This window comes from Streptomyces pseudoechinosporeus, from assembly GCF_054783935.1.
This window is the reverse complement of the sequence record NZ_BAAGPS010000023.1, coordinates 131,824-154,231: the sequence shown is the minus strand read 5'-3', so window position 1 is coordinate 154,231 and position 22,408 is coordinate 131,824. Positions and strand designations below refer to the sequence as shown.

Annotated in this window: 24 protein-coding genes, 1 pseudogene and 1 riboswitch; of the genes and pseudogenes, 15 read left to right on the top strand and 10 right to left on the bottom strand. The window is 69.7% G+C overall.

The features are described from left to right. Positions 1–15: 15 nt before the first annotated feature. Positions 16–600, bottom strand: a complete 585-nt coding sequence (locus ACYVO6_RS24105; RefSeq protein ID WP_461064382.1) for a PaaI family thioesterase — start codon at positions 598–600, stop codon at positions 16–18. A gap of 58 nt (positions 601–658) precedes the next feature. Here ACYVO6_RS24105 and ACYVO6_RS24100 point away from each other — a divergent pair, with 58 nt between their 5' ends. Continuing rightward, positions 659–1,117, top strand: a complete 459-nt coding sequence (locus ACYVO6_RS24100) for a DUF3093 domain-containing protein (protein ID WP_461064380.1) — start codon at positions 659–661, stop codon at positions 1,115–1,117. A 55-nt stretch (positions 1,118–1,172) separates the two neighbouring features. Here ACYVO6_RS24100 and ACYVO6_RS24095 read toward each other — a convergent pair whose 3' ends face one another. From ACYVO6_RS24095 to ACYVO6_RS24080, 4 genes are all read right to left on the bottom strand, one after another. Further along, positions 1,173–2,069 (bottom strand): hypothetical protein, encoded by an 897-nt coding sequence (locus tag ACYVO6_RS24095; RefSeq protein WP_461064378.1) that lies wholly within the window; start codon positions 2,067–2,069, stop codon positions 1,173–1,175. 13 nt (positions 2,070–2,082) lie between these two features. Next, positions 2,083–2,379, bottom strand: a complete 297-nt coding sequence (locus ACYVO6_RS24090; protein ID WP_005481602.1) for a DUF4193 domain-containing protein — start codon at positions 2,377–2,379, stop codon at positions 2,083–2,085. A 391-nt stretch (positions 2,380–2,770) separates the two neighbouring features. Further along, positions 2,771–4,003 (bottom strand): sensor histidine kinase, encoded by a 1,233-nt coding sequence (locus ACYVO6_RS24085; protein ID WP_461064864.1) that lies wholly within the window; start codon positions 4,001–4,003, stop codon positions 2,771–2,773. A 6-nt stretch (positions 4,004–4,009) separates the two neighbouring features. Then, positions 4,010–4,663 carry a response regulator transcription factor gene (locus tag ACYVO6_RS24080; protein ID WP_010983842.1) on the bottom strand — a complete coding sequence of 218 codons (654 nt, stop codon included), beginning with the start codon at positions 4,661–4,663 and terminating at the stop codon, positions 4,010–4,012. A gap of 403 nt (positions 4,664–5,066) precedes the next feature. Here ACYVO6_RS24080 and ACYVO6_RS24075 point away from each other — a divergent pair, with 403 nt between their 5' ends. Further along, a complete protein-coding gene (locus ACYVO6_RS24075; protein ID WP_165258325.1) occupies positions 5,067–5,240 on the top strand; it encodes a hypothetical protein in 174 nt (57 codons plus the stop codon). Positions 5,241–5,330: 90 nt separating this feature from the next. Here the strand turns inward: ACYVO6_RS24075 and ACYVO6_RS24070 are convergent, their stop codons facing one another. Beyond that, positions 5,331–6,143 (bottom strand): inositol monophosphatase family protein, encoded by an 813-nt coding sequence (locus ACYVO6_RS24070; RefSeq protein ID WP_461064375.1) that lies wholly within the window; start codon positions 6,141–6,143, stop codon positions 5,331–5,333. Between the two features lie 8 nt (positions 6,144–6,151). After that, positions 6,152–7,279, bottom strand: coding sequence for a ferrochelatase (locus tag ACYVO6_RS24065; RefSeq protein WP_461064373.1), 1,128 nt, complete (start codon positions 7,277–7,279; stop codon positions 6,152–6,154). Between the two features lie 138 nt (positions 7,280–7,417). Here ACYVO6_RS24065 and ACYVO6_RS24060 point away from each other — a divergent pair, with 138 nt between their 5' ends. From ACYVO6_RS24060 to sepH, 3 genes are all read left to right on the top strand, one after another. Beyond that, positions 7,418–8,656: an MFS transporter gene (locus ACYVO6_RS24060; protein ID WP_461064371.1), complete on the top strand. Its 1,239-nt coding sequence runs from the start codon at positions 7,418–7,420 to the stop codon at positions 8,654–8,656. Continuing rightward, entirely contained in the window at positions 8,616–9,935 is a 1,320-nt protein-coding gene (locus ACYVO6_RS24055; RefSeq protein ID WP_461064369.1) for a D-arabinono-1,4-lactone oxidase, read from the top strand. Before ACYVO6_RS24060 ends, ACYVO6_RS24055 begins: the two co-directional genes overlap by 41 nt. 473 nt (positions 9,936–10,408) lie before the next feature. Beyond that, positions 10,409–11,473 carry a septation protein SepH gene (gene sepH, locus ACYVO6_RS24050; protein WP_461064367.1) on the top strand — a complete coding sequence of 355 codons (1,065 nt, stop codon included), beginning with the start codon at positions 10,409–10,411 and terminating at the stop codon, positions 11,471–11,473. Positions 11,474–11,557: 84 nt separating this feature from the next. On the opposite strand, the gene ACYVO6_RS24045 is transcribed toward sepH, so the two are convergent. Next, complete coding sequence (locus ACYVO6_RS24045; RefSeq protein WP_461064365.1) at positions 11,558–12,385, bottom strand: sulfurtransferase; 828 nt, start codon at positions 12,383–12,385, stop codon at positions 11,558–11,560. A gap of 312 nt (positions 12,386–12,697) precedes the next feature. On the opposite strand from ACYVO6_RS24045, the gene ACYVO6_RS24040 reads away from it, so the two are divergent. The 4 genes from ACYVO6_RS24040 (at position 12,698) to ACYVO6_RS24025 (ending at position 15,318) form a co-directional block, all read left to right on the top strand. Continuing rightward, positions 12,698–13,492: a VOC family protein gene (locus tag ACYVO6_RS24040; RefSeq protein ID WP_461064363.1), complete on the top strand. Its 795-nt coding sequence runs from the start codon at positions 12,698–12,700 to the stop codon at positions 13,490–13,492. A gap of 157 nt (positions 13,493–13,649) precedes the next feature. Then, positions 13,650–13,820, top strand: a complete 171-nt coding sequence (locus ACYVO6_RS24035) for a hypothetical protein (RefSeq protein WP_461064361.1) — start codon at positions 13,650–13,652, stop codon at positions 13,818–13,820. A 142-nt stretch (positions 13,821–13,962) separates the two neighbouring features. After that, positions 13,963–14,055: riboswitch (ZMP/ZTP riboswitch) on the top strand. A gap of 49 nt (positions 14,056–14,104) precedes the next feature. Further along, positions 14,105–14,929 (top strand): dihydropteroate synthase, encoded by an 825-nt coding sequence (folP, locus tag ACYVO6_RS24030; RefSeq protein WP_461064359.1) that lies wholly within the window; start codon positions 14,105–14,107, stop codon positions 14,927–14,929. Beyond that, positions 14,926–15,318 (top strand): NUDIX domain-containing protein, encoded by a 393-nt coding sequence (locus ACYVO6_RS24025; protein WP_461064357.1) that lies wholly within the window; start codon positions 14,926–14,928, stop codon positions 15,316–15,318. Before folP ends, ACYVO6_RS24025 begins: the two co-directional genes overlap by 4 nt. A gap of 55 nt (positions 15,319–15,373) precedes the next feature. Here the strand turns inward: ACYVO6_RS24025 and thyX are convergent, their stop codons facing one another. After that, positions 15,374–16,159: an FAD-dependent thymidylate synthase gene (thyX, locus tag ACYVO6_RS24020; RefSeq protein ID WP_461064355.1), complete on the bottom strand. Its 786-nt coding sequence runs from the start codon at positions 16,157–16,159 to the stop codon at positions 15,374–15,376. Here thyX and ACYVO6_RS24015 point away from each other — a divergent pair. Both ACYVO6_RS24015 and ACYVO6_RS24010 read left to right on the top strand, forming a co-directional pair. Next, positions 16,157–16,504: pseudogene (locus ACYVO6_RS24015) on the top strand (UTRA domain-containing protein); the annotation flags it as partial. The gene thyX and the pseudogene ACYVO6_RS24015 overlap by 3 nt on opposite strands. A 355-nt stretch (positions 16,505–16,859) precedes the next feature. After that, on the top strand, positions 16,860–17,309 hold the full coding sequence (locus ACYVO6_RS24010) for a hypothetical protein (RefSeq protein ID WP_461064353.1): 450 nt from the start codon (positions 16,860–16,862) through the stop codon (positions 17,307–17,309). A 2-nt stretch (positions 17,310–17,311) separates the two neighbouring features. Here ACYVO6_RS24010 and ACYVO6_RS24005 read toward each other — a convergent pair whose 3' ends face one another. Beyond that, positions 17,312–17,764: an HIT domain-containing protein gene (locus tag ACYVO6_RS24005; RefSeq protein WP_461064351.1), complete on the bottom strand. Its 453-nt coding sequence runs from the start codon at positions 17,762–17,764 to the stop codon at positions 17,312–17,314. Positions 17,765–17,795: 31 nt separating this feature from the next. On the opposite strand from ACYVO6_RS24005, the gene ACYVO6_RS24000 reads away from it, so the two are divergent. From ACYVO6_RS24000 to ACYVO6_RS23985, 4 genes are all read left to right on the top strand, one after another. Beyond that, on the top strand, positions 17,796–19,265 hold the full coding sequence (locus ACYVO6_RS24000; protein WP_461064349.1) for a toll/interleukin-1 receptor domain-containing protein: 1,470 nt from the start codon (positions 17,796–17,798) through the stop codon (positions 19,263–19,265). Positions 19,266–19,769: 504 nt separating this feature from the next. Then, positions 19,770–20,363, top strand: a complete 594-nt coding sequence (locus tag ACYVO6_RS23995; protein WP_461064347.1) for a TIGR03086 family metal-binding protein — start codon at positions 19,770–19,772, stop codon at positions 20,361–20,363. 277 nt (positions 20,364–20,640) lie between these two features. Beyond that, positions 20,641–21,168 carry an ArsR/SmtB family transcription factor gene (locus ACYVO6_RS23990; RefSeq protein ID WP_461064345.1) on the top strand — a complete coding sequence of 176 codons (528 nt, stop codon included), beginning with the start codon at positions 20,641–20,643 and terminating at the stop codon, positions 21,166–21,168. Positions 21,169–21,171: 3 nt separating this feature from the next. Beyond that, complete coding sequence (locus tag ACYVO6_RS23985; RefSeq protein ID WP_461064343.1) at positions 21,172–22,269, top strand: serine hydrolase domain-containing protein; 1,098 nt, start codon at positions 21,172–21,174, stop codon at positions 22,267–22,269. Positions 22,270–22,408: the final 139 nt, after the last annotated feature.

Genomic DNA, 22,408 nt, shown 5'->3' with positions numbered 1-22,408 from the left:
GGGTCACGGCTCGGGTCACGGGTTCACCTCGAAGGCGCGGGCTCGCCGGACCTGGTCCGGGTCGTTCATGGCCGCCTGGATCTCCTCCTGGCGGCCGTTGTCGACGAAGTGGTCGACCTTCACCTCGATGAACAGGGCGTCCGCGCGGACCGCGACCGGGCCGTCGGGGCCGCCTATCCGGCCGGTGGCCGTGGAGTAGATCTTCCGTCCGGCCACCGCCGTGACCTCGGCCTCCAGATGCAGCACCGTGTCCACGGGGACGGGCCGTACGAAGTCGGTCTCCAGGCGGCCGGTCACCGCGATCGTCCGCAGCAGCCAGTTCAGCGAGCCGAGCGTCTCGTCGAGCGCGCTCGCGAGAACGCCACCGTGGGCGAGGCCGGGCGCACCCTGGTGGGCGGTCTTGACGGTGAACTCGGCGGTGATCCTGACGCCTTCGCCCGCCCGGGCTTCGAGGTGCAACCCGTGCGCCTGTCCGCCGCCACAGCCGAAGCACTGCTCGTAGTGCGCGCCGAGCAGTTCGCCGGGGGCGGGGGCGTCCGGGTGCCGCACCGGTGCCACGGCGTCGGCCGGGGGTCGCAGGGTCGAAGAGGTACCACTCACAGGCGCAGACCTTACCTCCGCGTCAGCGGCCGGTAGGCACCGTGGCAGGCTTGGCTTCATGCAGCTCTCCGCCTCGCCCTACGAAGAACGTCTGACCGCGCCCCGCACCTGGTGGCTCGTCTGCTTTCTGGTCGGCGTCTCGATGGCGCTGATCCTGCTGCCGTTCGGCGTGCTGCCCCTGCTGGGCGGCCTGGCCGGCGGCACGGCGGTCGCGGCGGTGGTGACGAGTTCGTACGGCTCGGTCCGTATCCGCGTGGTGGGCGACTCACTGATCGCGGGCGACGCGAAGATCCCGGTGTCGGCCCTGGGCGAGGCCCATGTGCTCGACGCCGAGGATGCGCGCGCCTGGCGCTCGGTCAAGGCGAACCCGCGCGCCTTCATGCTGCTGCGCGCCTATATCCCCACGGCCCTGCGGGTGGAGGTCACGGACCCCTCGGACCCGACGCCGTATCTGTACCTGTCGACGCGGGAGCCGGAACGCCTGGCGGCGGCACTGGACGCGGCGCGGGCGGCGTAGGTCCCTCGGCGAACTGCTTGCAGGGATCGGCTTTTCGGCGGGCCGCCGTGCGGGCTCAGCGCCCCAGTTCCTTGGGGGTGTTGCCCATGTCCAATGGGTCGGCGGGCTTCTCCAGGGGCGGCAGCGCGGGCAGGGCGTCCCAGGGAACCTGCGTCTTGCGGAGGTCCGTGCGGACGCGGTCCGCGAGTCTTCTGGTCTCGCGGCGGTTCATCACCGCCCCGACGGCCGCGCCCACCAGGAACGGCATCAGGTTCGGCATGTTCCTGATCGTCCGCTTCATGATCCGCTGGCGCAGCTCGCGCCTCATCCGGGCTCCGAGGGCCGCGTTCAGCGTCGACGGCTTGGTCACGTCGATGCCGCGCTCCTCGGACCACGAGTTCAGATACGTGGTCGTGCGCTGCGTGAGATTGCCCGGCGGCCGCTGACCGTAGACCTCGTACAGCTCGGCGATCAGCTTCAGCTCGATGGCGGCGACGCCGGTGATCTCGGCGGCCAGCTCCGTGGGCATCGCCGGTGGTACGGGCATCATCGCGGCGGCGCCGACTCCCGCGCCCACGGTCGCCGTCGCATTGCACGCGCCCGCGACCAGCTTGTCCGCGAGCTGCTCGGGACCGAGGCCGGGGAACTGCCTCTGGAGCGTCTCAAGATCCCGTACGGGGATCCGCGGGGCGTTCTCGATGATCCGGTCCGTGACGTACGCCAGGCCCGCCCTGGCCCGGCTGCCGCCCCAGCGGACGCCTTCCTTCACCCCCTGCCCGACGGCGACCACCCGCCGCTTGGCGACAGGCGCCTTCTTGTCCGCCACCTCGAGGGCACCGGAGGCGCCTGTCACATCCGCTGCTTCGAGCGAGGCCTCGCGGCCTCGCTCGTCGTCACGTACGCCGTCCGCAGACGGACCGGCCGCTCCCTGGTCATGGGAACGGCGCTTCCAGGGCGGGGTCGAGCCATTCACGGCCGACCCTGCCTCAGTCGCAGTCGCGGCAGATCGGCTGGCCGTTCTTCTCGCGGGCCAGCTGGCTGCGGTGGTGGACCAGGAAGCAGCTCATGCAGGTGAACTCGTCCTGCTGCTTCGGCAGGACCCGGACGGCCAGCTCTTCGTTCGAGAGGTCCGCACCGGGCAGTTCCAGGCCTTCCGCGGCCTCGAACTCGTCCACGTCGACCGCCGAAGTCGACTTGTCGTTCCGACGGGCCTTCAGTTCCTCAAGGCTGTCGGAGTCGACGTCGTCGTCGGTCTTGCGTGGGGTGTCGTAATCCGTTGCCATGTCGCTCTCCCCCTCTGGGTTTCTGTGGTGTCTCAGCGCACGTAACGCACGAGAGGCCGGACTTGTGCCCGACCTGAGGCGGAGATTTTGCCTCACATCAAGGTCTGTTACTCAATCGACACCCAACCGAACTCAGCAGTAGTGATCGGCTTGGATGGCGAACGGGACCGTACACGGTCCCAACGCCGCACTTCAAAGGCGTCCCACCTGTACTTCCCGTGAATGAGACCATCGAAAACCCGGACTTTCCCGGCTTTCCGCCAGCCCTCTTGATCACGGAGAGTAGATGGCCAGAAATTCGTCTGTGTGATCGATCACACATGAATCTCCTGGGCTGCTGCCCCGAAAATTCCGCGCAAAGCGAACATCGCCCTGTGTCGGCGACATGTTCTCAGATGGGCAGGGTTACTCGCATCACCAGCCCACCTCCTTCACGCGGCTCGGCGCTGATGTGGCCGCCGTGCGCACGCGCCACGGACCTCGCGATCGACAGGCCGAGACCCACACCCTTGTCGCTGCCCGTCCGCTCGGTCCGCAGCCGCCGGAACGGCTCGAAGAGGTTGTCGATCTCGTACGCCGGCACCACGGGCCCCGTGTTGGACACCACGAAGATCGCCTGGCCGTGCTGGGCCTGTGTCATCACCTCGACCCAGCCGTCCTTCGGCACGTTGTACCGGACGGCGTTCTGGACGAGGTTCAGCGCGATCCGCTCCAGGAGTACGCCATTGCCCTGAACGACCACGGGAGCCCGCTCCCCGCGGATCTCCACGCCGTTCGTATCCGCCTCGGCCCGCACCTGGTCGACGGCCTGCGAGGCGACCTCGGCGAGATCGACCGCCTTGCGCTCGATGATCTGGTTGTCGCTGCGGGCGAGCAGCAAGAGGCCTTCGACGAGCTGCTCGCTGCGTTCATTGGTGGCAAGCAGCGTCTTGCCGAGCTGTTGCAGCTCCACGGGTGCCCCCGGATCGGAAAGATGCACCTCCAGGAGCGTGCGGTTGATTGCCAGGGGCGTACGCAGCTCGTGCGAGGCGTTCCCGACGAAGCGCTGCTGGGCCGTGAACGCCCGTTGCAGCCGCTCCAGCATGTCGTCGAAGGTGTCCGCCAGCTCCTTCAACTCGTCGTCCGGACCGTCCAGCTCGATACGGCGCGAGAGGTCCGAGCCGGCCACCGCGCGCGCGGTGCGCGTGATCCGGCCGAGCGGCGCCAGGACCCGGCCCGCCATCGCGTAGCCGAAGGCGAAGGCGATCACGGCGAGACCGAGGAGGGCCAGGAGGGATCGGCTGAGCAGGTCGTCCAGGGCGTGCCGCCGCTGGAGGTTGACGCACTCGTTCATCGCGATGTTGAACTCGCTGGGCGAAGCTCTTTCGGGCAGGTTGCAGGTCTCGCTGCTGACCCTGCCATCGACGATCTTGAAGGGCAGATCGCTGCCCACGTCCAGGGCCTGTGCGGCGAGCAGGTAGATGATCGACAGCAGGAGGATGCCCGCTATCAGGAACATCCCGCCGTACAGCAGCGTGAGCCTTATCCGGATGGTCGGACGCAGCCAGGGGAACGGCAGCTCCGGCACCCGGGGGTCCCAGGTGGGCTTCGGGGGCGTCTTCGGGGGTGCGGGTGTCGTGGCCACCACGGATCAGATCCGGTAGCCGGAGCCGGGAACGGTCACGATGACCGGCGGCTCGCCGAGCTTGCGACGCAAGGTCATCACCGTGACGCGCACGACATTCGTGAACGGGTCGGTGTTCTCGTCCCAGGCCTTCTCCAGGAGCTGCTCGGCGGAGACGACGGCGCCCTCGCTGCGCAGCAGCACCTCCAGGACGGCGAACTCCTTGGGGGCGAGCTGGACCTCCTTGCCGTCGCGGAAGACCTCGCGGCGGTTGGGGTCCAGCTTTATCCCGGCGCGCTCCAGGACAGGCGGCAGCGGCACGCTCGTACGCCGGCCGAGGGCACGCACGCGTGCCGTCAGTTCGCTGAACGCGAAGGGCTTGGGGAGATAGTCGTCGGCGCCGATCTCCAGCCCCTCGACACGGTCGCTGACGTCTCCGGAGGCCGTGAGCATCAGCACGCGCGTGGGCATACCGAGCTCGACGATCTTGCGGCAGACGTCGTCGCCGTGCACCAGTGGGAGGTCACGGTCGAGGACGACCACGTCGTAGTCGTTGACGCCGATGCGTTCCAGGGCGGCCGCACCGTCGTACACGACGTCGACGGCCATGGCCTCCCGGCGCAGTCCGGTGGCCACCGCATCGGCGAGCAGTTGCTCGTCCTCGACGACGAGTACGCGCACGTCGCTTGTCCTTCCTCTGTCCACCCGCGTAGCGCGCTTTCGGCGCACACGGATGGGTCTGTCGTGGGGTGAGACCTCCATCCTGCCCTTTTCGGCCATAAGTCGGCTGTAAGACGGGTGAGAGGCGAGTGAGGGGCCCGGGAATGCGAGATTTTCTCTTCCGGTTGAGGTTTCCGCGGAAGGGAGTGCGGGGAGGACGGCTTTACACCCCGCGATCACGCTCTGCATGTGGCACACCACCATGTGGTACGCCACCGGCCGCTTCCGCAGAGCGGACGTGGGTGTCCGGCACCGTCGCCGCCCAGCACGGGCAGCGCTGGGCATCCACAGGAGACGTGATCGCCCCTTCCGAACGGCACACCCCCGTGCCACCGACCCACGACCCAGGACGAGGGGGCGCAGCATGGACGCATTCACCGCAGGACTTCTGCAGCGCATAAAGGCGACCGAGTCCGACCTGACGCGGGCTCGCGAGACCGGCGACGACTTCCTCGCGGAGGTCGAGGAGGCCGAGCTCGACGACCTCCGCCGCCTCGCCGCCGAGCACGGTGTGGAGGTCGGCGCGTCGCGCGTCTGATCAGCTCGTACGAAGCGGGGCCCCGGCAGATCCAGACCGGGGCCCCGCTTCGTTGTTGTACGCGGTGTCAATCGCCTGTTGTACGCGGCGTCAGTCGTGCCAAGCGCCCAGTTCCTCCAGGCGCCTCTGGAGCGGCTCGAAGAGGCCGGGTGGGGCCGCGACGGTCAGGTCGGGTGAGAGTGGCTCTCCGGGGCGGCCACCGGTGAGGGCGCCCGCCTCCCGGGCTATCAGGTCACCTGCCGCGTAGTCCCAGGGGTTCAGCCCGCGCTCGTAGTACGCGTCCAGGCGGCCCGTCGCCACATCGCACAGGTCGATCGCGGCTGAGCCGCCGCGGCGGATGTCCCGCACCTGCGGGATGAGCTGGCGGACCACCTCGGCCTGCCGGGACCGGCGCTCGGCGAGATAGCCGAAGCCGGTGCCGACGAGGGCCAGCCCGAAGGCGGGGGCGGGGCGCACGCGCGCGGGGCGGTCGTTCACATACGCGCCCTCGCCCAGGACGGCCCGGTAGGTCTCGCCGCGCATCGGGGCGTGCACCACGCCGACGACCGTCTCGCCGTCCTTGCGGGCCGCGATCGAGACGGCCCAACTGGGCAGCCCGTACAGGTAGTTGACCGTTCCGTCGATGGGATCGATGACCCACTGGATCCCGCTGCTGCCCTCGACGCTGGCGCCCTCCTCGCCGAGCACGCCGTCGTCCGGGCGTAGGTCGGCGAGCAGGCCGGTGATCAGCTTCTCGGAGGCGATGTCCATTTCGGTGACGACATCGGCGGCGCTGGATTTGGTCGCGGCCACGCCGAGATCGTCGGGGCGGCCGTCGCGCAGGAAGGCGCCCGCGTGGTGCGCCGCATCCAGCGCGATCTCCAGGAGTTCGGCCTTCAGGCGGTCGCTCGTTGTCGCGGTCACGGTGCTCCTCAGGCGTACGGGCTGTCGGCGCCCGCAGCGGCGGGCTTCGGGGCGCGGGCGGGGCAGCAGCCCACGGGGCACACGTCGTGGCTCGGCCCCAGGTCGCCGAGGGCGCAGAGCCTCACGTCGCGGCCGCTCTCGGTGGCGGCCCGCTCCACGACGAGCTCACGTATCGCGGCAGCGAACCGTGGGTCGGCGCCCACGGTGGCCGAGCGGCGCACCGGCAGCCCCAGCTCCTCGGCCTTGGCCTTCGCTTCCGTGTCGAGGTCGTACATGACCTCCATGTGGTCCGAGACGAACCCGATGGGCGCCATCACGACGGCCGGCACCCCGGCGCCGTGCAGTTCCTCCAGGTGATCGCAGATGTCCGGCTCCAGCCAGGGGATGTGCGGGGCGCCGGAGCGGGACTGGTAGACGAGCTGCCAGGGATGTTCGGTCCCGGTCTCCTCGCGCACGGCGTCGGCGATCAGCCGGGCGGCGTCCAAGTGCTGCTTCACATACGCGCCGCCGTCGCCGTGGTCCTCGACGGGGCCGGAGGTGTCCGCGGAGGCGTTCGGGATCGAGTGGGTCGTGAAGGCCAGGTGCGCGCCCGTGCGGACGTCCTCGGGGAGGTCGGCGAGGGACTTCAGGACGCCGTCGATCATGGGCTGGAGGAAGCCCGGGTGGTTGAAGTAGTGCCGCAGCTTGTCGACCTTCGGCAGCTCCAGACCCTCGGCCTCAAGGGTGGCGAGCGATTCGGCGAGGTTCTCGCGGTACTGACGGCAGCCCGAGTACGAGGCGTACGCGCTGGTGGCGAGGACCAGGATGCGTCGGCGGCCGTCGGCGACCATCTCGCGCAGGGTGTCCGTCAGATACGGCGCCCAGTTGCGGTTGCCCCAGTAGACCGGCAGGTCCAGGCCGTGCTCGGCGAAGTCCTTGCGGAGGGCGTCCAGCAGGGCGCGGTTCTGGTCGTTGATGGGGCTGACCCCGCCGAACAGGAAGTAGTGCTGCCCCACTTCCTTGAGGCGTTCCTTGGGGATGCCGCGTCCCCGCGTCACGTTCTCCAGGAACGGGACCACGTCGTCGGGGCCTTCAGGACCGCCGAACGAGAGCAGGAGCAGGGCGTCGTACGGATGGGCATCGAGCGCGTCGGACATGTCTTTGATCCTGCCACCCGTCACTGACAGTCGGGAAACGGCGGTATGACGGGCGGGCGCCCGGCACACGTGGGGGTTACCTGACCCGTAAGCTGTATCGGCTACATTCACGCCTTACGGATCCTCACCGGAGACCCCGTGCCCAGCCCCTACCGCGCCCTGTTCGCCGCCCCAGGCTCCACGGGCTTCTCCGTCGCCGGTTTCCTCGGCCGGATGCCGCTGTCGATGATGGGCATCGGCGTGGTCACGATGATCTCCCAGCTCACCGGGCGGTACGGCCTCGCGGGCGCCCTCTCCGCGACCCTCGCGCTGTCCGCGGCGGTGATCGGTCCGCAGATCTCGCGGCTGGTGGACCAGTACGGGCAGCGCCGCGTGCTGCGGCCCGCGACGCTGTTCGCCCTCGCTGCGGCGGCCGGGCTGCTGCTGGCCGCGCACTTCGACTGGCCGGACTGGGTGCTGTTCCTGTGCTCGGCCGGCATCGGCTGCGTACCGAGCATCGGCGCGATGACCAGGGCGCGCTGGGCGTACCTCTACCGGGACAAGCCGGAGTTGCAGACCGCCTACGCCTTCGAGTCCGTCATCGACGAGGTCTGTTTCATCTTCGGGCCGATCATCTCCATCGGTCTGTCCACGGTGTGGTTCCCGGAGGCCGGGCCGCTCCTGGCGGGCTGTTTCCTGGCGACCGGTGTCTTCTGGCTGACGGCCCAGCGCGCCACCGAACCCCCGCCGCATCCCCGCGAGCACCACACCGGCGGCTCGGCCCTGCGCTCTCCCGGGCTGCAGGTCCTGGTGGCCACCTTCGTGGCGACGGGAGCGATCTTCGGCGCGGTCGACGTGGTCACGGTCGCCTTCGCCGAGGAGGAGGGCCACAAGGCCGCCGCGAGCGTCGTACTGGCCGTGTACGCGGCGGGCTCCTGCGTGGCGGGAGCCGTCTTCGGACTGCTGCGTTTCACGGGGGCGCCCGCCCGCAGGTGGGTGCTGGGCATCTGCACGATGGCCGTGAGTATGATCCCCCTCCTACTGGTCGGAAACTTGCCGTTCCTGGCCGTGGCGCTGTTTGTCGCGGGCCTGTCCATCGCGCCGACGATGATCACGACGATGGCCCTCGTCGAACGGCACGTACCTCGCGCGAAACTGACCGAGGGCATGACCTGGGTCAGCACCGGTCTTGCGGTCGGGGTCGCGCTCGGCTCCTCTGTTTCCGGCTGGGTGATCGACGCCGCCGGGGCGCGGGCCGGGTACGGGGTTCCGGCGGTCGCCGGGGCCGTCGCGGTCGCGGTCGGTTTCCTGGGGTATCGCCGGCTCAGCAGGCCGGTTCCGCAGCGGGGAGGGACCCATGAGCAGCACAGCGAGCGGGAAGAGCGGCACGTGGCGTAACTGGGCGGGCAACGTCTCCGCCCGTCCCGTACGGGACGTCACGCCGGCCTCCGTCGAGGAGCTCTCCGCCGTCGTGCGCCAGGCCGCCGAGGACGGACTGAGGGTCAAGGCGGTCGGTGCCGGGCACTCCTTCACGGCCGTCGCCGCGACCGACGGTGTGCTGATACGGCCCCAACTGCTCACCGGTATCCGCAGAATCGACCGCGCGGCGGGCACCGTCACCGTGGAGGCGGGCACCCCGCTGAAGCGGCTGAACGTGGCCCTGGCCCGCGAGGGGCTGTCGCTCACGAACATGGGCGACATCATGGAGCAGACGGTTTCCGGCGCGACCAGCACCGGCACGCACGGCACCGGCCGTGACTCAGCGTCGATCGCCGCCCAGATCACGGCACTTGAGCTGGTCGCCGCCGACGGTTCGGTCCTCACCTGTTCCGAGAAGGAGAATCCGGAGGTGTTCGCGGCGGCCCGCATCGGACTCGGCGCCCTGGGTGTCGTCACCGCGATCACCTTCTCCGTAGAGCCCCTTTTTCTGCTCACGGCACGCGAGGAGCCGATGACCTTCGACGAGGTCACCAGCACCTTCGACGAACTCCACGCGGAGAACGAGCACTTCGAGTTCTACTGGTTCCCGCACACCGACAACTGCAACACCAAGCGCAACAACCGCAGCGCGGGCCCGGAGAAGCCGGTCGGCAGAATCAGTGGCCTCTTCGAGGACGAGTTCCTTTCCAACGGCCTCTTCCAGGTGGCCAATTCGGTGGGCCGTGCCGTGCCCGCGACCATCCCGACGATCGCGAAGATCTCCAGCCGAGCCCTTTCGGCGCGCACGTACACGGACATTCCCTACAAGGTCTACACGTCCCCGCGCCGGGTGCGCTTCACAGAGATGGAGTACGCCGTCCCGCGCGCGGCCCTCGTCGAGACGCTGCGCGAACTGAAGGCCATGATCGACCGCTCTCCGCTGCGGATCAGCTTCCCCGTGGAGGTGCGCACCGCGCCCGCAGACGACATCACGCTCTCCACGGCATCCGGCCGGGACAGCGCGTACATCGCGATCCACATGTACAAAGGCACCCCGCATCGGGCGTACTTCACGGCTGCCGAGCGGATCTTCCTCGCGCACGAAGGGCGCCCGCACTGGGGCAAGCTGCACACGCGCGAGGCGGAGTACTTCGCCGGGATCTATCCGCGCTTCGACGAGTTCACCGCCCTCAGGGACCGGCTCGACCCGGACCGGCGCTTCGGAAACGACTACTTGCGGCGGGTATTGGGGACGTAGTCCCGCCATTGGCAACTACGCGAGAACGAGAGGGCCTTGGAGGGGACTCAGAAGGAACTCAGAGCCGGAACGATCAACTTCAGTCGTGACGATCGCGTGAAGATCGCCACGCACCGTGGTCACCGAAACGGCGCCCCCGGTGGCCAACTCCCGACCCCCGCGAGAAGTTGGGCGGCGTGCCGATCCACGCAGGTGGTTCGAATAGAGTACTGTTGCGAGCCCTGGGTCCGGACACCCGCCAGGGCGTCCGGGGCCTTCCAGGACCGCCATGAGGGGGCTCGTTGCACAGGGTGACGGAGTTTGTCACTTAGCGTTGCGAATAGGTAACCGTGCCATAACGGCGATCCAGGGCCAGCGCCCGACACGCCGGGCAACTCGGCAAGGTTGTGGCAGGCTGCACCCGGGCAGGCCACACTCGACTAGCGGAAGCAGCGACGCACGTGACGTCGGCAGGCACCACCCGGGAGGTCCCCATGCCCGAACTGCGTGTCGTGGCCGTCTCTAACGACGGCACACGGCTGGTGCTGAAGGCTGCGGACAGCACGGAGTACACGCTTCCGATTGACGAGCGTCTGCGCGCCGCCGTTCGCGGCGACCGTCCCCGCCTCGGCCAGATCGAGATCGAGGTGGAGAGCCATCTCCGCCCCCGAGACATCCAGGCGCGTATACGCGCAGGCGCCTCCGCCGAAGAGGTCGCCCAACTCGCCGGCATCCCCGTCGATCGCGTACGCCGCTTCGAGGGCCCCGTGCTCGCGGAGCGCGCCTTCATGGCGGAGCGGGCCCGCAAGACCCCGGTCCGCCGGCCCGGCGAGACCACCGGACCCCAGCTCGGCGAGGCAGTGCAGGAGCGGCTGCTGCTGCGCGGCGCCGACAAGGAGACCGTGCAGTGGGACTCGTGGCGGCGCGACGACGGCACCTGGGAGGTCCTGCTCGTCTACCGGGTCGCGGGTGAGCCCCACTCGGCGAGCTGGACGTACGACCCGCCACGGCGGCTCGTACAGGCCGTGGACGAGGAGGCGCGCTCGCTGATCGGCGAGTCCGACGACGACCTCGCCTCGCCCGAGCCCAGCTTCCCGTTCGTGCCGCGTATCGCCCGGCTGCCGCGCGACCGTGAACGCCCGATGGACCGCGCCCTGGAGCGCCAGACGGAACGTCCCGTCCTGCCCGCCCAATCGCCGGAGCCCGAGGAGGAGAGCATCAACGGTGAGCGGGACTCGCTCACCAGCCTCCTGGAGGCGGTGCCCAGCTTCCGTGGCGACATGGTGGTGCCTGAGCGCCCCACCACGACCACGGAGCTTCCGGTGGAGGAGGAGCCCGCCCCGGAGCCCGAGGCGGAGGAGCCCCCGGCGCCCGCGGCCTCGGCCGGTTCGGCGTACGCCGATGTCCTGATGCCGCGCTCGGTGAGCAGCCACCGCGACCGGCTCGTCGGCTCCACCGACCGGCAGGCCGAGGCGGACGGCGTCCGCCCGGGCCGAAGAGCGGCGGTGCCGAGCTGGGACGAGATCGTCTTCGGGACGCGTCGCAAGAAGCAGGAATAGAAAGCGGAAGATGTACGCGGCTGGGGCTCGCGCCACTTCGGGGCGAGCCCTTTTCGCTGCCGTGCGACTGCGGACCGGGCCGGTCTACTGCGGGTCGGGCCCCGTCGCGACCGGGCGGCTGTCGTCCGCCGACCACTGCGACCACGAGCCCGCGTACAGCGCGGCCGGAATGCCCGCGACCTGAAGCGCGAGGATCTCGTGAGCGGCGGAGACGCCCGAGCCGCAGTAGACGCCGACTTCACAAGTGCCGGTCGCACCCAGGGACTTGAAGCGCTCGGCGAGTTCGGCGGCCGGGCGGAAGTGGCCGGATTCCGTCACGTTCTCCGTCGTCGGTGCCGAGACCGCGCCGGGGATATGGCCGCCGATCCGGTCGATCGGCTCGACGTCGCCCCGGTAGCGCTCGGCGGCGCGTGCGTCGAGGAGCAGGCCGGTGCGGGCGAGGGCGGCGGCTCCGTCCGCGTCGAGCAGCGGCAGCGCGCCGGGCGACGGTACGAACGTACCGGCGACCGGAGAGGGAACACCGGCCTCGATGGGGCCGTCCCAGGCCGCGAGTCCGCCGTCAAGGACGCGTACCGACGGGTGACCCGTCCAGCGCAGCAGCCACCAGGCGCGCGCGGCGGCCCAGCCGAGCCCGCCGTCGTACACGACGACGTCTCGGTCCGCGCTGACCCCGGCCGCCCGCATCGCCGCCCCGAAGACCTCCATGTCCGGCAGTGGATGCCGGCCGCTGGCACCGGCCGGAGCTGCGAGTTCGGAGTCCAGGTCCACGTAGGCGGCACCCGGAATGTGACCCTCCTCGTATGCGGAACGCAGGTTCGGGCCGCCCAGTTGCCAGCGGATGTCGAGTAGCACCGGCGGCTTCGGTCCGGCCAGGGCGCTCGCGAGTTCGGCTGCGGAGATGATGGCGTTCATGGCCACCATCCTTGCGTACGGGGTGGCCGCATCGTCCAGGTCCGGTTACTCTGCCCGCCGGACCGGCCCGAGCACACGGCGTACGAGCATGGACACAGGCTGTACAGCCGATGGACACCGCCAGGCAACCGTGGGGATACGGATGGGATACAGCAAATCGGGCATCCTCCAGCCATGCGCCGTCGGCCGGGGCACGCGGCATCCCTGGTGGTGCGAGCGTCGGCACCGGGCGGGGAATCGCGGGGGCAGTACGCGCTGTCGGAAGCGGAAGTGAAGCTGCGGGCGCCCCGGGGCGCCGAGGAAAGAGTGACGATGACCGAGTCACGGGGGTCGACCGGCCTGAACGGCACCGCGCACGCGCCCGGCACACCCTGCTGGGTGAGTCTGATGGTGCACGGGATGGCCGCGACCCAGGAGTTCTATGGAGCACTGTTCGGCTGGAAGTTCCAGCCCGGCCCTCAGCAGCTCGGCCCGTACGTACGCGCCGTGCTCGACGACCATGAGGTGGCCGGGATCGGGCAGTTGCCGCCCGACCGTCATCTGCCCATCGCCTGGACGCCCTATCTCGCCTCGGACGACGTGGATCTGACGGCGGAGACGGTACGGGCCTGCGGCGGCACGGTCGGCGTGGGCCCCCTGGACGCCGGGGATGCGGGCCGGATGGTCATCGCCTCCGATCCCTCGGGCGCCGTGTTCGGCATCTGGCAGACCGCGGCCCACCTCGGCACGGGCATCACCGACGTGCCCGGCACTCCCACATGGAACGAGCTCGTCACACGCGACTCCGCGAGCGTCGCCAAGTTCTACGAAATGCTCTTCGGCTACGAGAAAGAGCCGCTCGTCTCCGCGGACTCCGACTACATCACCCTGCACATCGAGGGCCGCCCGGTGGCCGGCATCCGCGGCGTGGGCCACGCCCTCCCCCGCGACCGGGGCCCGCACTGGATGACGTACTTCGAAGTCGCCGACGTGGATGCCTCCTTGACCGACGTCATCGACCTGGGCGGCCACGTCCTGAAAACGCCCCGCGACACCCCGCACGGCCGCATCGCCACGGTCGCGGACCCCGAGGGGGCGGCGTTCTCCCTCGTACGCACAAGCCACTGAGCAGGAGCCACTGAGTCTGCGGACCGGGCTGTCTCAGCCCTGCGGCACCACGTCCACCGGCAGTATCTTCGGCCACCTGGAGTCGACGCCGGTATGGGTGACTCCAGGCGTTGTCAGCCGCGTCGATCTCACTGCCGCGGCACGCACCGAACGGGCAGTGCGAGGAGCATCTGCCACCCTGATACAGCTCGGCACCCCTCATGCCCCGCTGTTCCACACACTCCACGCGCGCGATCCGCAGGCGGGCGAGACCGTCTACGAACTCGACGAACAGCAGCTCCGCTCCGTCATCGAAGAGCTCGGTCCGGTTCCCGACCAGCGTGTATGAGCAGTACCTCCCGGCTTCGCGCTCCCCAGAAAGCCAAGTCTCACCCCGGCCCCGCAGTCCTCAAACAGCACGACGCCCTCCTGCACGGGTCGGAGTTCTGCAGCGGTGTGGGGTTTCGTCGAGATGAGGCCCGGACAGAGTGCAGGTGAGCCGTGACTGGCGTGTCGTGATGGGCATAACCATCGGGGAGCGGCTTCGTCATAATGACGCAGTGCCGCGCGCCTGGGCTTCTTGGGATCGACCTGAGAGGCACCCTGGTGATTCGGCACCTGAATTTCTCCCCCATGGCCACCGGCCGGCCCTGGTTGGTCGGGATCGTCAACATGACCGAGGATTCCTTCTCCGACGGCGGCAGGTTCCTGACCGCTGAGGACGCGGTGGCACACGCCCGGCGACTGCGGTCAGAAGGGGCAGACATCATCGAGCTGGGCCCGGCGGCGAGTCACCCGGGAGCCCGGACGGTGACCGCGGACGAGGAGATAAGACGGCTGGCCCCGGTCATCGACCAGCTGGTCGCCGAGGACATACCGGTGTCCGTCGACTCGTTCCTGCCCGAGACCCAGCGCTTCGCCGGCGCCCACGGTGCCGCGTACCTGAACGACATCCAGGGCTTTCCCGACTCCGCCTTGTACGAGGAGCTGGCCGGTACCGGGTGCCGACTCATCGTCATGCACTCGGTGCAGGGCCGGGGACCCGCCACCAAGGTGGTGACGGATGCCGCAGTCGTCCACAGTGGCATCGAGCGGTTCTTCACGAAGCGCCTGGCCGCACTCGAAGCGGCGGGCATCGGCCGGGACCGGCTGGTCATCGACCCGGGGCTCGGCTACTTCCTCGGCGCCGATCCGGAACCGTCGCTGACGGTCCTGACGGGTCTTGAACAGATGAAGGCTCTGTTCGACGTGCCGGTCCTGGTCTCGCCCTCCCGCAAGTCGTTCCTTCGCGCGCTCACCGGGAGCAGCCTTCTGCGGATCGGCCCGGCCGGCCTGGCGGCGGAGCTGTACGCCGCGCGCCACGGGGCGGACTACATCCGCACCCACGACGTCGCCGCCCTCCGTGACGCCCTCACCATCTTCGAAGCCCTGGAATCGACCAAGGAAGCTGCCAGATGAACCAGCGAGAGGCAATCGTCGCAGTGATCCGGCGCGGACAGCGGGTGCTCGTCATCCAGCGGGGCCCGTCGGCCCGGATGCCGGGCTACTGGGCACCCCTCAGCGGCACGATCGAACCCGGGGAAACGCAGGAGAAGGCCCTGGTCCGGGAGGTGCGCGAGGAAGTCGGCCTGCGAGTTGCTCCGGGGGCCAAGGTCTGGGAGTCGCAGACCCACGACGGAAGATTCCGCCTGCACTGGTGGACCGCCGATGCTGAGGACGGCGAGGTGGTCACGGAGCCGGGCGAAGTGAGCGCCGTACGGTGGGTCACGGCACGGGAGTTCGCAGAGCTGCGGCCCATTTTCGACGGCGATCGCGAGTTCTTCGCCCAGGTGCTGACGCGGCTCTGAGCGGCAGCACATCCTGGCCCGGCCCTTCCTGACGCACCCGCGGCCCAGGTGCTCCTCAGACCTTGCGCCACCCAGGGACCCAGGCGCCGTCCTGGACCTCGTAGTCCCCGAAGAGGGCGGGGGCTTCCTTGACCATCAGCTCACCGACCTTCCCGAACAGCAGACGGATCTCCTCCTCCGCTCCCGAAGCCGTCCGGTTCTCGATGACGTGCCGCAGGGTACGGACGTTGGCCGTCCAGGCCAGACCGGTGGCAACGCCCTCGGGCGCGAACCGGTGCATGAAAGAGGTCTTGGCCTTCTTTTCGCCGAACGGCACACCGGGCTCGTCCAGATGGAAATGGTCGGCCATCCAGTGCTGGAACTCCTCCATCTGCTCCAGCAGCGCAGTGGCACGCTCCATCAACTCGCCGTCTTCCTCGGCCCACTGCGGAAACCAGAACGGCAGGTCGTCCGACCGTACGAAGCGCAGCGACTCCTGCGAGACAGCAGCGCCGGCGCGATGCCGGACGAGTTCATGCGTGACGACCCGGCTGACGTGGTGGACTACGAACGTGAAGTTCACGTGCTCAAGAACCGAGCCGTGCGCGCTGGACAGAATGTTGCGCAGGGACTCGTCCTGGTCGGTGCGGATTCGTGTCACGTTCGGGTTCAGCCCGGGCTCCCAGGAGCGGTAGCAGACACGGCCCGCGAACTCGGCGAGATTCTGCGCGTCATCCAGCTCCCCACGATCCACTCGCTCCAGCCAGTTCTCCCCTCCGACTTCGGCGAGATAGCCGGCCACCTCCTCATAGTCCAGCTGAGGCCTGGCGATGAGACGGACCTGGGGTTCGACGCGGTGCACGAGTTCCTGTCCGACGGTAAGCCGGTTCAGCTGTCGACGAGTTGGGAGCCGTACGAGCTGACGGCCGGCACGCTCGTCGTGCTGCCCGAGGGAGGCCCGCACGCGGGAAAGGGCGTGGTCGACCGCATGGCCGAGATCGGTCTCACGGTCACGCACTCCGTGGAGCGGCCAGAGCCCGGGGAAGCCAATACCGAGGAGGCGACCCTCCTCGGTATCCAGCGGGGCGCGCTCGTCACGCGGATTCAGCGGACGTACTACAGCGACGACGGCCGACCGGTCGAGACGGCTGACATCGTTGTGCCTGCCGCCCTCTGCGAGATCGTGTACGAGGTGCCCGTCTCGTAGCACGAATGCCGAGCCGGAGATCGTCCGATTCGCTCTCGGGTTGTCGCGGATCTATCGCCCGCTCAACAGCTCAGGGCCGTAGGCCTTACTAGGCCTGCAGCGTTGGGCACTGCTCTTGGGAGCAGAGTCCAGCATGGTGCCATCCCACATAAGGTGGCCGGGATGAATCTGGTTGACGACCGGCGGGGGATTCGATGGATCAGGGGTTGGCGGCTGTACTGGGTGTCCTCGTAGGCGCGTTGGCGACGGGTGGTGGCACGTACTTTGCCGCAAGGTCAGCGGACCGGCTTCACAAGCGCCAGGCCCGTGGGGAGGCGTATACCAACCTCGTGCGTGACCTCGAGAGGGCGGGCCAGTGACTGCCCTGAGCGAGGGGTCGGATGCGGGAGTCGGCGGCAGGGTGCCGCTCGACCCGGACCGGATCAAGCATCTGGAGTTCATCCAGGCGACGATCACCCGCTTGGGTACCAACTCGTTCCTCATGAAGGGCTGGGCGCTGACCCTGGCCGCGGGCCTGCTCGCGCTGTCCGCCAGTCGGCTGAGCTGGCAGCTCGCGTCCGTCGGCGTGGTGCCGCTGCTCTGCTTCTGGTACCTGGACTGCTTCTTCCTGCGCCAGGAGAGGGCCTTCCGCCGGCTTTACGACGATGCGCGGTCCCCCGACAGCACGGTCGAGGTGCTGTCCATGAACGTGGGGCGGTATCTGTCGCGGATGCCCTGGCCGGAGGTCTGGCTGACGCCGACGTTACTGCTGTTCTACGCGCCCTTGCTGCTCGCCGACCTCGCGCTCCTCGTCCTCACCCTGTGAACTCACCGCGCCGGACGGCCGATCGCCGCGGAGAGTCGGGCGGCGAGCGCGTCCTTGGCCGCGTCGTCCTCGTCCCGGAACCCCGCACTCTCCGGCGGCCAGATCGGCCCCATCGCGTCCCCGGGGCTGCGCGGCACGAGGTGCACATGGGTGTGGAACACGGACTGTGAGGCCTCCGCGCCGGCGGAGTTGATGACGTTCATGCCGTCGGGTTCGAGGACCGCGCGTAGGGCGCCCCCCACCAACAGCACGGTGTGGAAAAGGCGTTGAGCCGCCACGTCGTCCATCGCCCACAGGTCCGCCGCATGCGCCCTCGGCACGACCAGTGTGTGTCCGCGCGTCGCGGGCGCCAGCGGGAAGAAGGCGACGGTGTGCGCATTCTCGTACACCACGCGCGCCTTGCCGGTGCCGGCGACGATCTCGCAGAAGGCGCAAGCCTGTTCACGGGCGTCCATGGACCTTCCCTGTAGCTCTAGGGTGTGCGGCGTGGGCGGCATCTTCATCAACTACCGCAGGGGCGATCACGAAGACGTCGTGCGGGCACTGTACGACCGACTCGAACAGCATTTCGGCGAGGACCAAGTGTTCCGGGATGTCGCGTCCATCGTGCCGGGGCAGCGGTACCCGGACACGCTGCGGCAGCGGGTGGCGGACTGCGAGGTGCTGCTCGTCGTCGTGCACCGGGGCTGGGCGGACGCGCTGGGCGGGTCCGGCGAGCGACGGCTGGACGACGAGACGGACTGGGTACGCCGGGAGATCGACCAGGCCCTGCACACCGGCAAGACCGTCATCCCCCTGCTGCTGGACGGCGCCGCTCCGCCGCGATCGGACCAACTGCCGGAATCCATCCGGGAGTTGGCCCACCGCAACGCCCAGTGGCTGCGCGTGGCCCGCTACGACGCCGACCTGGCGGAACTGGTCGCCGTACTGGAGACCAAGGTGTCCCGGACCTGGCGGCCCGTCCCGCCGCCACCGCCGGGATACCGGCCGGGTCGGTGGCTGGGCGTCCTCGCCACGGTGCTGGCCTGCGCGGCGCTGATCGGGGTCCCCGCGCTGCCTCAGGACGACGACTGGGCGCGCGGGAACGGCCTTCCCTGGACGCTGTACGCGACGCTCGGATGCTGCCTGCTGCTGTGCGCGCCGCTGATCGCGGTCGCCGTCGGCCGCTTCCTGCTGCGCCGCCCGATCGACAGTTGGGAACGCGACCTGCACGCGGTCAAGCACCAGACGTACGTCCGACAGACCTGGCCGATGGCCGCGGGGCTCTTGCTCATCGGGCTGGTCCCGGCGCTTCAGATGTGGGGCGACAAGGGCATGTGGGCGTCCTTGGCCCTGCTGCTGGTCATGGGCCTCGGGGTCGCGCACACGGCCGCCACCCACATCCGCCTCAAGCGGCGCGACGCCGACCTGTGGGCCCGCTGGCCGCAGGGCCTGCCGAACCCGGTGACCCGGCCCGTGCTGCGCCGGGCCATCGCGCGGCTGGAACTCCGCCTGGCCGAGTCGCGGCCACCGCTCTCCCGCGAGCAGCGGGAAAAGGCCGAGTGGGAGCTGAAGGACATGCGCGAGGCGCTCGAACGGCTGGCGGACGAGGCGCGGCGCTCCCGTCTGAGGTGGCTGTGCCAGGACCACCCCTGGATCTTCGGCGGCTACTGCGTGGGGCTGGCCCTGATCACCGCCCTGGCCGTGGCGTCCGGGCTCGCCTTCGACGCGGCGGGGCAGGGCAGGCTGCGTGGCTACGTCGCGCTGGCGGTCGTGGTCCTGACCGGCGCGGCCCTGGCGCTGGCCACCATGGAGCTCGGTCTGCGCCACCAGCGCCGGTTGCGCACAAGCCTGGTGACCGAGGCCACCGAGCGGATCGCCGCACTGGCCGACCAGGTGACCGCCCTCAGCGCCCCCGCCCGCACCAGGCGCCCCACTCCGGCCCCGCGGCCCGAGGAGTTCGCCGAGCCCGACTAGTCGGCGGCCCTCTCCGAGGCGCACCCTGGAAGCAGAGATGCGCTTCTCACCTGCTGGCCGCGGCCGTACCCTGGCCGCGCTCGGGCGTGCAAGGGAGACGGTCCGGGAGTGCCGGCTCGCCCTCCTTTGCGGTCCAAGGCCATCATCCTCACGAAGAGGCCCGGGCACACCACGAACTTGCCCAGACGCTGCCTCCTACCGATCCGTTGGCGGCCCGCCAGCCTCGTCAGGCCGCAGCGCAGGTACTCACACGGCTGGGCGTCACATGCCGCTGCCACACCTGCGCCCGGCCGGCTGGTGAAACGCGTGTCGGGGCCCGGCGCTCCCAGCCGAGACCCTAGGGGCAAACAGGGTTGCGGGGAGAGCAACGCCGACGCTGCCGCGTCGGCCGGGAAGGAGCGTCCGTCTCCGCACGGCGAACCGGTGGAGCTGCGCCGCCCGGTCTGACAGCCTTGACCGACCGCGGCGGGAACGGGTGAGGCGAGCGAGAGGGGCAGGGAAGCGATGAGCGAGAGCGCCACGACCGAATGGACCACCCTGGACCAGGCGCATCAGGCGCTGCGTACGGCGGTACGCGGCGTCGCCGCTGGGGACTGGAGCCGGCCGACGCCCTGCGCGGGGTGGAACGCCACGCAGGTGCTCCAGCACGCCGCCGGCGACCAGGTCGGCTACGCCGCCTTCCTCACCGGCGGCCCGGGCCCCTCCGAGAACCCGTTCGAGCCCTCCGGGCGGCTGGACGGCACTCCCGAGGCCGTCGCGGAGGAGGCGCTGCGGGCCTCCTCGATCGCGTGGGCGGCGATCGGCAGGGGCGTCGCAGAGGTGGCTGTGCCGATTCCGCCGCACAAGATGTCCGCCGAGCTCGGCGCTGGCGCCTGTGCCCTGGACGCCGCGGTGCACGCCTGGGATATCGCCGTCGCCACCGGGCAGCCCTCGCCGCTCACGCCCGGGCTCGCCCGCGAGCTGCTGGACGTCGCCCGGCAGCTCGTCGAGCCGCTGCGGGGCTTTGCGTTCGCCGACGCCCTGTCGGCACAGCAGGGGGACGACGAAGTCGCCGCGCTGCTGCGCTACCTCGGCCGCCGCCCGGACTGGACGGCCTGACTTGCACCACGGGCGGCCACGGGTGCCCGCCCAGATCGCCATCTCGCCCCCGGTCAGCCCGATCGCCTGCCGGTACCGGCGCATCTGAACCGCGATCAGCGCTCCAACGCCCCCTCGACCGGCGCCGGCTGGTCGACCTCCCTGACGGCCGGATCGTGTTCCGATTCCCACCCCATCGATCCACTGATGCTCGCAGCGGTATCCCGCCAGGAAACCACCCCCATCAGGGATGCTCTGGAGTTGCTCTGTTATTTCGGAATAACGTAATGTTGTGGCCATGACTGCCGAGTCCCTCCAGGAGCGGATCGCCGCGCTCGAAGAACGGGTGTCGCGGCTGGAGTCCGTACCGCAGAAGCCCGTATCGCAGGTATCCCGGAGCGAGGCGTTCTGGGCTCTCGAGGGCCTGCGTCAGCGGCTCACGGGGAACGGGCAAGTGCTGTTCACCGGCGTGTTGGACCTGCCTACGGGCGAACACTACGAATGGCAGCAGGGTGCGGTGGCTGAGGGGCTGCTCGAAGCGGACTGGTCGGAACACGCCGCGCCGTACGCCGCGTTGGGGCACCCGGTGCGGCTCACCCTGCTGCGCGCGGTACTGCAAGGGACCCGTTCCGCGACCGAGTTGCAGGAGACGGCCGGACTGAACACGACCGGTCAGCTCTACCACCACCTCAAGCAGCTGACAGCAGCCGGCTGGCTCCATGCGGAGGGGCGCGGCCACTACCAAGTGCCCGCGGGCAGAGTCGTGCCGCTGCTCGTGCTGTTGTCCGCGGTGGTGCCGGCAGGGAACCGAACGACAGAGGAGTAGTTCATGCACCGACGGAAATTTCTCACCGCGGCGACGGCCGCGGCGGCCGGTGTGCCGCTGCTGCCCGGGAACGCCATGGCGGCCGACGACGACTTACCGGCGCGGGTGCGGCGCTGTCTGGACCGGGCACTGGCCGCGGGCAGCCCGAGCGCGGTGTGCGGGGTCATCCACGGTGCACGCCGCTACGTCGCGGGCGCGGGTGGGAGCCGGGGCGCGTCGGCGCCGGACGGCAGGACTGTGTTCCAACTCGGCTCGATCGCAAAGACCTTCACCGCCACCGCTCTCGCCCGCGCCGTGCGTGCCGACGCGACCCGCCTCGACGCGCCGCTCGTTCTGCCCGCCCGGTTCCCCGTCCCGCGCAAGGGCTCTCGGCGGATCACCATGGCCGACCTGGCGACGCACACCTCCGGTCTGCCCTCGCTGCCGCCGAACCTCCTGGCGGGAGCGGATCCGTACGACCCGTACGCGCACTACACGCTGGACGACCTGGCAGCCGGCCTGCGGGAGACCACCTTGAGCACCGAGCCCGGCAGCTCTTACGCGTACTCGAATCTCGGTTTCGGGCTGCTCGGCCAGGCTCTGGCTTTCGACGACGTGGACGCGATGCTGCGGCGCCGCGTGACCTCGCCACTGCGTATGCCCGACACGACGACGACCCTGAGGCCGGACATGGCGTCCCGCAAGGCCGTCGGCCATCTCGAGGGCCACCCCGTTCCCGACTGGCACGACCACGTTCTCAGCGCCGCAGGCACCTCGATGTACAGCACCGCCGACGACATGTTGCGCTTCCTGGGCGCACAACTACGCCCCGAGCGTTCGCCGTTGCGGGACGCGATCGAACTGACCCAGCGACCCCACTTCACCGTCGACCGGAATCTGCGGCTCGGTCTCGGCTGGCACCTCAGCCCACTGCCCAGCGGTCGGACCATGACCTGGCACAACGGCGGCACCGGCGGATTCAGCACCTGCGCGGCGTTCAGCAGACGGAGCATGACGGCGGCGGTGATGATGGTGAACACCGCCAGCGAGGAGACCACGACCGACCCCCGTCCGGTCGATACCCTGACCCTCGCCCTGCTCGGCGAACTCGACGCGGCCTGAGCCGCATCGCGTCGTCGGCCAAAGTCGCTTGCGCCATAAGGCTGTTCAAAAGTGGAGCCGGAACAATTCGGCGGTCACCGAAATGTCCCCCGTCTAGGGTCGGCTTCATGAAGATCTCTTCCGGCCCCGGATGCCGGCG